This window comes from Qipengyuania rhodophyticola (assembly GCF_042493225.1).
In the GTDB taxonomy this organism is placed as follows: domain Bacteria; phylum Pseudomonadota; class Alphaproteobacteria; order Sphingomonadales; family Sphingomonadaceae; genus Erythrobacter.
In genome coordinates this window covers 1950465-1962925 of the sequence record NZ_CP170454.1, presented here as the reverse complement: position 1 = coordinate 1962925, position 12461 = coordinate 1950465, and the positions used below count along the sequence as shown (strand labels likewise).

Sequence of the window (12461 nt, the reverse complement as noted above, 5' to 3'; positions counted from 1 at the left end):
GCGGTGACAAGACCATGCTAGAGAACGGTGATGGATGCCGACAAGCCACTCGATCTTGGGTTCGCCGCGCCGACGCGCATTCTCTCGATTGGTGTTACCGGTCACCGAGAAGGCAACGCGACATTCGGCAAAAATCGCGCCGCGATTGAGCAAGCAATTTCAACCCTGCTATCCTCAATAAACCAGAAAATTGTTTCCTCGTCTTCAACTGCAAAAGTGCGGTTAGTCACCAACCTCGCCAATGGCTGCGACCTTATGGCGGCGCAGACCGCCGCGAAATTAGACTTTGATCTCGTAGCCCCGTTGCCATTCGGCTCGGATGTAAATCTGGCGCTAAATATGCTCAGCACAGATTGGCCCTCAACAGCTTCAATCGCTGATGGGAACGAACCAAAGGACACCAAAGAGCTTGCCAATTGGAGCGCACTGAAATGTGCCTATGACAACGCAATTTGTTTTGAGCTGTGCGATCAAGATACGGCGCTAAAGCACTATCTTAAAAAGCTGACCGCCAATGGCGACGATCGCAAACTACGGCTCGAGTTTGAAAGCCTTGTCGGTAAGCGCACTAAGCTCGCCAGCCGGATAACCGTCGAACAATCGGATATACTTCTGGCAATCTGGGATGGCGCCTCCCCAACCGCAATGGGCGGAACGCGGGACACAATGGCTGAGGCATTATCCGCGGACGTGCCGGTCATATGGTTAGACGCTCGCAAGCCCGATCAGCTAACATGGCTTGACGATCTGGGCGATCTTGCCATTGCAGTTGAGCGGGAAGTTTCCGTCGATGCGGTCCAAATGACCGAGTTGATTAGCGCGAACATCCATAGGACTTGGCAGGAGGCCGAGCTCGCGAAGGACCAGCTGAACTCCGCAGCGTGGCACCCTCACTCGAAGCGTCGATTTCATGCCTACCGCAGGATCGAGAGGATGTTCTCCGGTAGCGGCTCCCCATTCGCGGCAGTTAAGCAAAGCTATGAGACGCCGCAAGCCGCCGCGAGCGATCAGGGACAGACGATGATCGGTAAGATCACGGCCCTTCTGCATTCCGACTCTGAATGTTCAGAGGCGCTCGCAAAAAAGGTGGTCTCGAGGTTTGCGGCATCCGATGGAATTTCCACCTATCTATCTGACGCATATCGCGGCGGCATGGTCGCGAATTTTCTCTTGTCAGCAGCGGCGATTATCGCGGGCGTCGCATATCTCCCGCTCGTCGGTCCTGAAGGCAAGTGGCCTTTTGCTCTGCTAGAACTGACACTGCTACTCGCCATCGTTGCGATCACGGTCGCCGGTGTGCGCGGGAATTGGCATAGGCGATGGTTTCAGACACGCCGAGCCGCGGAATACCTGCGGCATGCGCCGATTATGGTAGCGATCGGGTGCGGCCGTCCGCGCGGCCATTGGCCATCATCACCGGATACTCCTTGGCCCGAGCTGTACGCTCGCGAGGTCATAAAAAGTGTGGGCATGCCGCAGCTTAAAGTCACTCAAACCTATCTGAGAGAGCATCTGCGTGATGTGCTCTACCCATTCTTTATCGCGCAGAGAGAGTATCATCGCGAGAAAGCGCATAGGCTAGGGCGCGTGCATCATAATCTCGACAAAATGTCTGAGACCCTCTTCATTCTCGCGATTGTGTCAGTGAGTGCCTACTTAATGCTCAAGCTGAGCGCGACATTGGGGATGCTGGGCGCCAGCGTGCCAGATATTGTGAGCAAGCCAACAACTTTCCTAGGAGTTGCGTTTCCAACCTTAGGGGCGGCAATTGCCGGCATTCGTTACTTCGGTGATTTTGAGAGATTTGCTGCAATCTCCGACGTCACAGCAGCGAAGCTTGATCGTCTTGTTCGCTGGTCTGATCTCTTGCTGGAAAGCCAAGAGAAGGACGCAAGCTATGAGGATTTCGTCGACCTCACGCGAAAGATGGACGACGTGGTTGTCGATGAAATTGCCAGTTGGCAGTCAATCTTTGGCACCAAGAAAATATCGGTCCCCGTTTAGCGCGGTATGCCACGCATAATCGGGTCAGCTATTCAAACCAGAAGTCCCGCCAGTGCCCCCAAGGGCTTTCACGAGCTCATCCATTAACGTCGAGCCGTTTGGCAAGATCGGCTGCTGAGAAGCAATGCGGAAAATTTGTTCCGCCTTTTCCTGATTGCCTTGAGATTGCTCGAACAACATAGCGGCAAGCGCGGTAGAGAAGGCGTCGCGGTCAAGCCGTTTTGCGACCTCAATCCGGCGCTCAGCGGAGTCCGCTTCTCCTTGAAGAAGCTCAATCACCGCGAGCGAGCCATGCGCCTCTCCAAAGGTGTCATCATGCGATAACGCGGTTTCAAATCGGGCCCGCGCCGCATCTAGATCTCCACCAATGAAATGTGCCCATCCAGCCGCGATCCATGTGCCCAAATGATCGCCGAATTGATCCGCTCCTTTGTCGAGCCGCTTGGCTGCCTCAAGTGTGTTGCCTTCGGCCAAATCAACGAGCCCCAACCCGATTTCTGCTCTCGGGTTCATCGGACGGGTAGCAAGAGCCTGCGCATATTGCTCACGTGCCTCACCCAACTTTCGATCGCCAAGATCAAGGGTTGCAAGGGTCGTTAGCGCGTCAGGATGAGAGCCGCCTTTAAGAGCCGCTTCGCGCGCGAGATCAAGCCGTTCCATATCCATGGCGAGCACCGATACGGCCGCTTGAAGAGGCGCATAGTCAGGGAACTTTTCTAGGTAAGTATCCATCTTCGCCGCCGCCGCATCGAACCGGCCAAGCTCATGATCAATCTGTAAATCAAGCATGGCGGCTTGCGGAAGTGCGTCTATCACATCCGCTTCTAAGGTCTCTAAAGCTGCATCAAAATCCTTACCTAGCGCTTTGCTCCACGCGATATTGAAGCGAATGCCGGTATCGTCAGGATTGTCCTCTAAAGCCCTCGCAAACCACTGCTGTGCAGCAGGTTGATCACCGCCGCGCATTGCAGCAATGCCTGCCGTGTTTGCCGCAATGGCCTCCAGCGGCTCCAGCGCATCGATTTTCGCAAAGAACACAGCAGCATCAGCCGGTTTGTCCGCCTCTAGCGCCGCTTGCGCGCAGTCGGCGAGAAGGCTCAAATTGCCGGGATCAGAGTCAAGAAATTGGCTGAGCTGCTCGAGCTTCGACAGCGCTTCATCAGATACCATGTCTATGCTCCCGCTCACCCGACTGCCTCCGGTGACTTTTCATCCTGTAGTTTGACAATATCAAAGCTACTCAGCGCTACCCGCATGGGCACCTCATCCACCGAAATCACGGAAAGTTGAGGGATTGTCCGCTGCGCAAGCCGGACCATACCACGGCGAATTGGGGCAGCACACAGTAAGACTGGGTTACGCCCCTGACGAATCATCTTGTCGACCAGAGGCGCAAGTGACTTAAGCAATTGCTCCGCCAAACGTGGGTCAGACGCGATCAGGTTTTCGGCCGAGCCTTCTACCAATTGCGACACGATGCGGTTCTCGACTCGTGGATCAAGGCTTAGCACCGCAAGTTCAGGATGGTGACCACGTAGCGCCGAACAAATGCTGACCGACAAGCTTTGCCTAATCTTTTCGCTTAGCAAGACAGGATCTCTCTCTTGCCGTCCAATATCGACCAAGGTCTCAAGAATAATGTCTATGTTCGCGATCGATACCCGTTCTTGCAGCAAGTTTTGCAGCACGCGCTGAACGTCTGATGCAGTCATCACATTCGGCACCAGTTCCTCGATCAATCCGGGTTGCCTTGAACGAACCTGATCCAACAGTTCGACCGTTGCAGCACGCGTTAGCAGAGCCGGGATTTCTGCTTTGATCACTTCGTTAAGGTGCGTTGTGATCACAGTTTCGGGATCGACCACGCTATAGGATGCCTCGCGCGCTTCCTCAGCTCGCCCGGGCTCTATCCACACTCCTTCGAGGCCAAATGCCGGGTCACGTCCCGGTATCCCCTCAAGCTTTTGAGAATGCTCCCCCTGCTTCAGCGCAAGAACACGTTCTGACTGGATTTGGCCGGTTCCATAGACATCATTATGAATCGCGATCTGATAGTCATTCCCGCCAAGGTCATTGTCTTCGACGATGCTGACCTTGGGATGAGACAGGCCAAAGCTCCGTTCAATTGTCTTGCGCTGAGTCCCGATCCGATCAAGCAAGAGTGTCTGCCGATCTTTCCACTCCGCCATCAGCTCGCCACCCATTTTCAGCTCAATGACACGCCCTTCGGCGACCGAGCTCGTTTCTTCAGCTTGGTCCTCCTGAGCTTTGTCGCTTTCTTCAGCTCTTTGGACATTTCGAATTCGGATCCACGCCGCGAATGCCGCAACACCAACAATGGCGATGGGCCATTTCGGCATGCCCGGCAGCAGCATCATGACCATCAGGATGATCGCGACAATCAAGGGAATACGCGGCACGCTGGAAAGCTGGCTGAAAATCTCTGTGCTTAGCTGCCGATCCGCAGATGAACGGGTGACGATAATACCGGTTGCAACCGCGATAATCAGCGCCGGAAGCTGAGTTGCGATACCGTCGCCAATGGTCAGCAGAGTGAAGCGTTGTAGCGCTTCGCCCCAGCTCATACCCATTTGTGCAACACCGACAATCAGCCCAGCGATAATATCAATCAGCAGGATGATGATGCCAGCAATGGCGTCGCCTTTAACAAATTTAGATGCGCCATCCATCGAGCCGTAAAAGGAAGCTTCCTTCTCAAGCTCTTCACGGCGCGCCTGCGCCTCCTCCTGGTCGATCAGGCCCAGGTTGAGGTCAGCATCGATGCTCATTTGCTGACCCGGCATGGAATCCAACGTAAAGCGTGCCGCGACTTCTGACACACGCTGCGCTCCGCTAGTCACCACAACATATTGCACGACAACCAAAATCGCAAAAACGACCAAACCAATCACGAAATTGCCCTGCACCGCATAAGAGCCGATAGAATCGATCACTTCACCGGCATCAGCACCAGTCAAAATGAGCCGCGTTGCCGCCACATTGAGCGATAATCGGAACAGGGTCGCAACCAGCAAAATGGATGGAAAAGTGGAGAACTCAACAGGCTTCGCGACGTAGAATGTCAGAAGCAGGATCGTGAAACCCAGGCCGAAGTTCACAATGATCGCAAAATCCAGCATCGCAGGCGGGATCGGCGAGAACAGAATAGCGAGAATCAAAATTGTGCCGAACACCAGCACGAGATCCTTATTCCCATCAAACATCTTCTGGAACATCTCTGCCTATCCTTCGGTCACTGTTTGCGGACCCGCAGGCGGATTCGCGAGGCTGCGGTAAAGCATCGCCACATCATGGAAATGCTGGGGCCCAATCGCGCTGCCTTTGACGCAGTCGGCATAGAGTTTCCGGGCCAAGGGAGGGCTGGAGATCACCGGAACAGCATGAAATCTAGCCTTGCGCTTAATGAGTTGCGCAAAGTGATTGCGGCCCTTCGCGCGGACCTGCGGAGCATCCATATTCTTGGCATCATAGCGCAGAGCAACCGCGTAATGCTCGGGGTTTACTACGACCAGATCAGAGCCTGGCACCTGTCCCAAACCCTCGCTCTGCTCGCGCATTTTCTCATGTATCTCTTTGCGCTTTTGCTTGAAGCGCGGCTCACCTTCACGATCTTTCGTCTCGCGGGTCAACTCACGCCGGCTCATCCGCATTTGCTTGTGAAACTCGCGCCGGACAATGATCTGATCAATCACCATGAACACGAAAGCGAGGGCGATGAACACGAACAGCAGGCGCGCAGCGCTTTGCTCCATCGCACGCACAAGCCAACCCGCATCGACGAGGCGCACACCCCACGTCTCTATCGCCGCGACACCAATAAACCAGGCCGCAGTGCAGTAGGCGAAGAATTTGACGATATTCTTGAGCGTTTCCTTCAGCATCTTCATGCTGAAAAGACGCTTCAAACCTTTAGCAGGATTAAGTTTCTTAAAGTCAGGCTTGAGTGGATGGGTTGTGAAGATGAAGCCCCTCAATTGCAGCATCTCAAGCGTGACCAGCACGACTACAATTGTCGCGCCCAGAATGATCAGAGGCTGGAACGCGCCCCAATAGGTTGCGGCGACCACTCCCAACGCCTCAATAGGGTCACCGCGCCCGGTTATCCCGGCTGAAAAGCTGTACCGCATCATATCGGCGAGCCGGCCAAAGAACATCTCGCCAGCGAACATTGCGACAGCGGCCAATGCGATCAGGCTACCAACAAAACCCAGATCCATACCGCGCGCGACCTGCCCCTTTTCGCGCGCCTTCTTGAGCTTGAACGGAGTTGGCTCCTCGCTCTTATTCTGCTCCTGGCCTTCTTCACTCATGCTGGGAGCCCCCAGAACTTGGTCGGTTCGGTCACCGCCATCCGCATCAATCGCAGGAATAGCGCGCCCGCAAAACCCATCGCAATCGGTAGAGTAATCACCATCACCATCGCCTTCGCCTGAAAGCCCAGCAGGAGGACATTCATTTGCGGCAAAGTGCGGCTGAGGAAGGCTACCACAATGTCGGTCAGGAAGATTGCCAGCATCGCCGCGCCGACAAGTCCAATGGCCAGAAAAAACACACTGGCCAAGTACCGCCCGACAGCCACCATATCCGGCTGGATAATCCCATATCCCACCGGCAAGGTCTCTACCGAAACAAGCCACAAGGCCAGCAGATCATATTGCGCGCCAGTCGCGAAAAAGATCATCGCCGCAGCATAAGCTAGGATCGTACCAGCAAGGGGTATCTGCGCGTTTGTCGTCGGATCGGCCAGCATTGCGAGGCCAAAGCCGGCTTGAATGTCGAGCGCCCTGCCCGCCCACATTATCGCGGCAAAGACGAGTTGCAGGCCCAACGCAATCGAAACGCCCAGAACGAGTTCCCCCAGCACCAAGCCGGGTAGGCTTTCGCCAGCCACGCGTGCGCTGGTCACTTCGGGACGAGCCGCCACCAACCAGAAGGACAAGCCAATCGCCAGCAAAACCCGGATGGTTGGCGGCACCCGCAACAAGGTGAATGGCGGCGCGAAGGCTAACGCGGGCACAATCCGCAAGGCCACCAGCAGGCTCGCAATCCAGATGTCGACGAAGCTCACCCCTGCCCGCCTCCTATTGCGCGAGCGATGGGATTGTGAGGTAAAGGTCGCGGGCGAAGCTGGTGAGTTTCGACACCATCCACGGCCCGAGGATCACCAGCATCACGCCAGCGGTCACGATTTTGGGCACGTATGACAGCGTGATTTCTTGGATCTGCGTTGCGACCTGAAAAATGGACACAGTCAATCCGACTAGTAGCGTCGCCAGCATAACCGGGCCGCCGATCACTGCGGCGGACCACAGCATATCATTCATGAAATCAAGCGCCCTATCCGGCGTCATGGTCGCGACCCCCCAGTCCAACACAACGTGTCTAAGTGTATGCTTGTCTCGTCACCGATTCTTCAAGTGACGTGAGGGGGTGGCCAGTGGGTAGCTCTGTGGATAAACTGTTGTTACAGTGAGTTTAGAGCCACGATTTCTTACATATCAATTGTACCACAGCGACTTTTACGGATGAGTAGTTCCTTTATCTGCCATTGCGTTGCTATTTTTTTCGTACAATCGCGCCTGCAAGTGAAATTTGTAGGAATTTTACTGACCATGCGAACTTCTACTGAAGATATGTAAGGCGTTACTGCATTTCCCTACGCAGGGTGACAAAAGTGACAGTTCAGCTTTTTGTGTCATCCGCCGCGAGGCCAGCATTTGCGCGGGTTTGGGCGTCCTACAGGCACTCACGCCGGACAGGGGACCGCGCAAGATTATTTCCTACATTTGTTGTTTCTGCATTCCAGGTAACTGGCAGCACAGAGGATGGCTTGGACTGGTTCGAAGCCGTTAGGCTTCGCAAGCCCGACAGGGCGCCCGCAGCGATGCGCCTGAAAGGCGCGTGAGCGAGGATAGCCAAGGCTGCGGAGGCAGCCGCTGGCGCTTGAGGCTAAACAAACAGCCAACAAGCAAAACACGCTGCGCCTTAATTCAGGCAAAGGGACGGGCGATGGAAAAGAGCCTCCGATACGCTAGCTCGGGATAGGCGTGTAGGAAAACAGAACTGCAACTACGTATACTGTCCCCAGAACTTGCCGAAACTTTCTGCTGAAGCGGCTAAATTGGCTCATGACGTTCTAAGATCGGTGAGATATCACGCCAGAGAATTTCAGACGGAAAATCTGTGTTTTTTAAGAAGGCTAAGAAAACTGGCGCAACGTCTCGAATCTGTAGCCACTCGTCTGCCTTCAACGGAACCTGCCCTCCCGAAAACGTGAGTATATCTCCATCACCAAAGACTTTGCTCTTTTCACTCTTATAACCTCGGTAATGTCGGCCCGACCGTTGGTCCTTCCACTCAAGCACGCAGGTTACACCTCCGCCGCCGACTTGAACGAAGCTGGAGTCTTGGCTTGTCAAGCTAAGGTAAGAAGAAGGCCCATGACTTCGCAAATTCCGAAGAGCGGAAGCAAGTTGCTTCTCGCTCGGCTCATTTATTGATTCCATATTTTCGATCTCTAGTAACACAAAGCAGCCCGCCTAATTCCAGTCTTCAGTCAGATATACTGTCGACGCCCCAGTTACTCTCTCTCCAGCAGCACGTCCACGGCCTTCTGCTCCAAATCGGTTTACATGGAGGTCGGTGAACCTTTGATATGGATTGGGGCGGGCGCTACCTGTTTTGATTTCTAAGCCATGCAAAGAACCATCTGGGTTCCGTGTCACAATATCGTAACGACGCACCCCCAATGGACCATTGAACTCCAATTCTCTACCGACGACTTGAACGCCGTTGCTTTTCAGGAAACCAGCGAAGTTAGCCGGAGCTCGGCTTCCTGGCGCAGGAGCGCCAGAAATGCTCGCAAATTTTCCATCAAGAGTTCGGACACTCCCGTCGGGGTGCTTCACTAATGCACTAGCGTTGCCCGAACCTCCAATACCGGAAGCCTTAAGTGCTGCCGAACCTCTCGCTGAGAAACCGATTTCGCGATTACCTATGACTGGAACTGTTCCTATAATGTCAGCTTGGCCAGAAATTCCGCTTGACGATGTCAATATGGTTCCAGTCACCGCCGAGGTCAGATCTCCGCGCTCGGCCAAAGCTCTTATGCTCACAGCATCCGAGCCGCCGTTGTTGGCCGATGCAATGGCCCCGACAACACGGAAGTCCTCACCAAAAGCGTTGCCCTGTGCGGACACCGCTACGCTGTTTGCGTTAGTACGCAAAGCGCCGCCAACCACAAATGATCCATCAGCGTCTCTGGCAGTCAACCCACCTTGGAAGCGAGTGCCTGAGGGTCCAGAGGACCCACGACCGACGACAGCGAAACCGCGCTCACCCAAAGCGACAGAGAGACCTGCCTGCCCATTTCGATGGTTACTCGAGGCAGACGTTGCAAATTGAGCATTCAATGCAAAGTTGGGCGCACGTATATTAAGATCGACAGCAAACCCATCTGAGGGTGCTCTGATCTCTAGATTGAAATCAAAGTTGTCCGTCAAGTAGTTCGTGACCGGATTGTCGACGAGAGCGTCACCTAGTTGATCAAAGAATCCATCATCTTCTTTGATGCGCGTACCCGTTACGACAATTGTTGGGCCATACGCTCCGTCTGCCCCATGATAGTTGATCCTTCTCAGTCCACCAAAGTCGTGAGCAGGATCGTTAATATAGTAACGCGATTGTGCAGGCTCTTTTGATGGGTTTGAGTCGACCTTCGCAGCAATAGCGACTGCGCCGACAACAACGTTGCCAATGGCAGCTCCGATTGCATCAGGAATGGCACTGATAACTGAGTCGCCGAAGCTCTGGCCAGTCCACGCAGATCGTGTCGCCGCGTTGGCAATCGCGCCCGCCGAATTGGCAGCCAGATTTTGGCCGAACGCAGCGAACCCATTAGCTGGCTTGCCAAATCGTCCACCTGTGAAGTTGCCTGCCGCAGCTCCGACACCGGCAGCGGCGACTCCAGCGAAATTAAACTTGCTTTGCAATCCGGTAGCTGTCGCCGCACCCTGTGTGAGTGCACCACTAACAGCACCTCTCACTGCAGCATCGAGAATTCCACTTTTGATACCAATCGCGCCAGCTTTGAATGATCCGCCGGTGACCTTGCCAAAGACACCGCTCGCACCGAGTCCCCCGCTGATACCGCCGGCGATCGCGGCAAGAGCCACTCCCTTAAAGCTAAATTTGTCCTGAATACCAGTCGCGATGCCGACGCCTTGAGAAGCGATAGAGCCAACCGCACCACCTACGGCACTGGCGGCAGCGATCCCGCCTGCAGTAGCGCCGCCTATGGCCGTCCCAGAACCGATACCGATTGTAGCAAGTCCAGCTGAGAGCGATTTCCCAGCGGCTAAAGCCAAAGCACCACCGGTTACAACTGCAGCAACAGCAATCGCCACAACCGCCAAGAGGATCGCGCCGAAGACGCCGCATTTCTTTTTCTTGGGCTGTGCGGCGGTGGTGGGCGAGGTGTCGCCGATAGCCTCCGCCGGATCGTATGGTTTGATCGTGCCAGAATTGTTGTGAACGCGGGTCACGCCGGTTGGGATTGTCAGGCGTTGCCCCTCGATCAGTGTCTCACTGCCCCTTAGGCCGTTGGCCTCGGCGATCTTGTACCACAGCGCGCTATCGCCCCAGAGCTGGGCCGCGATAGCCTGAAGGTTCTCGCCCCCGCGCACGGTATAGCTGCCGCCGCCAGAGCCCTGCGCATAGGAGTTGATCGCGTCGTAATCACCGCCAAAGTCCGCATAACCGACGCCTGTCGCCGCATTGTTGCGGAACGCGCCCGTGGCGCTCGAGGTGTTGGCCGTACGCTCAGCTATCGTGCGCTCATAATTGACATTGGACGTGCCATTGTTGCCAACCCGGCCGATCTCTTTGCCGCCAAAGCGGTAGTAGATTTCTGACGGATCACCCTGGGTGTGATTGTTGTCTTTCTCTTTGCGGCTGATCACTTGCCCTTCGGCATTGTTGATATAGCTGACGGTGCGCGGGCGCCCATCATTGATCTGTGCCGATTGGAGGGTGCCGACCCCATCATAGGTATAGGTCGAGCGGAACACGGTGTTGGAGGAGGAGCCGGTGTTCTCGTCATACAAAACCTGGCTCTGCACCGCTCCATCAAAATAGACATAGGTGTTGTCAGTGCGGGTGTTGGGCGCGCCGCTATTGCTGCCGTTTTTGGTGTTGGTCGTCAGGACATAATTGAGCGTGTTGTCGGCGTTGTAGTAATTGTTGGCGACCGATCGGTAGGAATCGCTGCCCTTGGTTGTGACAGTGGTCTCGCGCTGGACGGTTCCGTCTGTGTTGTACAAAACAGCGCGGTCAAAGACCTTGGTCGTGCCATTGGCGGCGAAGTCATATTGATTGGTGACGCGGCCCATTTTGTCATAGACGAACTCGCCGCGTTTCACCGTGGCGCCAGGTCCGTAGACAAAGTCTTGCGCGTTGACCTGATGGCCGTGTGACTTAATCTCAGCATAATCGATGGAATCAAAATAGCCTTGCGCTGATTTAACTTCGTCGAGGCGGCCGCCGGCATCGTAGACGTATTCTTCCACGACGGCGTAAGTGTAGTTGACCGTCTCCCAATAGCCATTTTGCGAGTAGGTATCGAGCGTCAGACCACTGTCAAAAGGCGAGGTGATGCCCGGCTCCGGTTGGGGGAAACCAGAGCCGAACGAGGGCAATGCGGCCTCATTGGGTGAGCCATCAAGCGCAGGCGAGGTAGCTGCTCCGCCGCCAGTCAGGCCCGGCACATTGGCGTTGAAGGGGTAGGTTGGACCAGTAGGATCGCCAACGCCGCCTGATCCTCTCTCAGCCGCTTTCTAGCGGCATATCAGCGCGGGAACGACACCAAGGGGCCGGGACACTCCCGTAAGCCCCTCAGCGGAGCCCTTTGGCTGCTCTAAAAGGACACAGGCAAGGAACCGAAACGGCGCCGCAATATATTTCGGCAGAAAGATATTTCGGACCCAACCAACTGATCTTGCGACAAAAGTTCACTCCGTCACCTCAGCCGCCCAAAACCGCAATATATTTCGGCCCACAAAAATATCCGCAACCCACTCAAAACGCACGTATATTCCCGTTTCAGCTCCACGCGGCTTGCCGCATAGGGTGTGCTTCTAAAAGGGACTGGCTTGCTGTCCTCGATCCTGAGCCGGTCGGGATGCTGAGAGGTGGGGTGGTTTTTCACCTGGAACACGCCGCTGAAGAGCGGAACATGGCCCAGCAGCACCGTCTCGATCGCCGCTCGCGACCGGCCATCCTGAGGTTCAAAGTAGCACAGTCGAGGTGCGCAAGGTTGGTCAGCGATTACAGAGTTTTGGAGCGCGACTGACCCACTCTGTGCCGCCAAATTACCACTGACCCGCTACTGGCACAGAAAGGGACATTGCCGTTTTACGCATATACCTCAAGAACTTACC

Annotated in this window: 7 protein-coding genes; 1 reads left to right on the top strand and 6 read right to left on the bottom strand. The window is 55.1% G+C overall.

The features are described 5' to 3' along the window. Window positions 1–30: 30 nt before the first annotated feature. The gene (locus ACFCXQ_RS09355; RefSeq protein ID WP_379549970.1) at window positions 31–2004 is read left to right on the top strand and encodes a hypothetical protein; all 1974 of its coding nucleotides are present in this window, start codon (window positions 31–33) and stop codon (window positions 2002–2004) included. Window positions 2005–2028: 24 nt separating this feature from the next. Here ACFCXQ_RS09355 and ACFCXQ_RS09350 read toward each other — a convergent pair whose 3' ends face one another. The 6 genes from ACFCXQ_RS09350 to ACFCXQ_RS09325 all read right to left on the bottom strand — a co-directional run bounded on the left by ACFCXQ_RS09350 (window position 2029) and on the right by ACFCXQ_RS09325 (window position 11789). Then, a complete protein-coding gene (locus ACFCXQ_RS09350) occupies window positions 2029–3174 on the bottom strand; it encodes a tetratricopeptide repeat protein (RefSeq protein ID WP_379549968.1) in 1146 nt (381 codons plus the stop codon). Window positions 3175–3188: 14 nt separating this feature from the next. Further along, on the bottom strand, window positions 3189–5240 hold the full coding sequence (locus ACFCXQ_RS09345; protein WP_379549966.1) for a flagellar biosynthesis protein FlhA: 2052 nt from the start codon (window positions 5238–5240) through the stop codon (window positions 3189–3191). 6 nt (window positions 5241–5246) lie between these two features. Then, window positions 5247–6335: an EscU/YscU/HrcU family type III secretion system export apparatus switch protein gene (locus ACFCXQ_RS09340; RefSeq protein ID WP_379549964.1), complete on the bottom strand. Its 1089-nt coding sequence runs from the start codon at window positions 6333–6335 to the stop codon at window positions 5247–5249. Then, the gene (locus ACFCXQ_RS09335) at window positions 6332–7093 is read right to left on the bottom strand and encodes a flagellar biosynthetic protein FliR (RefSeq protein WP_379549962.1); all 762 of its coding nucleotides are present in this window, start codon (window positions 7091–7093) and stop codon (window positions 6332–6334) included. Before ACFCXQ_RS09335 ends, ACFCXQ_RS09340 begins: the two co-directional genes overlap by 4 nt. A gap of 13 nt (window positions 7094–7106) precedes the next feature. Further along, window positions 7107–7376, bottom strand: a complete 270-nt coding sequence (gene fliQ, locus ACFCXQ_RS09330) for a flagellar biosynthesis protein FliQ (protein ID WP_379549960.1) — start codon at window positions 7374–7376, stop codon at window positions 7107–7109. 1188 nt (window positions 7377–8564) lie between these two features. Beyond that, on the bottom strand, window positions 8565–11789 hold the full coding sequence (locus ACFCXQ_RS09325) for a LysM peptidoglycan-binding domain-containing protein (RefSeq protein ID WP_379549958.1): 3225 nt from the start codon (window positions 11787–11789) through the stop codon (window positions 8565–8567). Window positions 11790–12461 lie beyond the last annotated feature (672 nt).

Bases quoted from the DNA above. Each gene is read 5' to 3' on its own strand.
- ACFCXQ_RS09355 (WP_379549970.1), top strand. From the start codon at position 31: ATGGATGCCGACAAGCCACTCGATCTTGGGTTCGCCGCGCCGACGCGC.
- ACFCXQ_RS09340 (WP_379549964.1), bottom strand. From the start codon at position 6,335: ATGAGTGAAGAAGGCCAGGAGCAGAATAAGAGCGAGGAGCCAACTCCG.
- ACFCXQ_RS09345 (WP_379549966.1), bottom strand. From the start codon at position 5,240: ATGTTCCAGAAGATGTTTGATGGGAATAAGGATCTCGTGCTGGTGTTC.
- ACFCXQ_RS09350 (WP_379549968.1), bottom strand. From the start codon at position 3,174: ATGGTATCTGATGAAGCGCTGTCGAAGCTCGAGCAGCTCAGCCAATTT.
- fliQ (WP_379549960.1), bottom strand. From the start codon at position 7,376: ATGACGCCGGATAGGGCGCTTGATTTCATGAATGATATGCTGTGGTCC.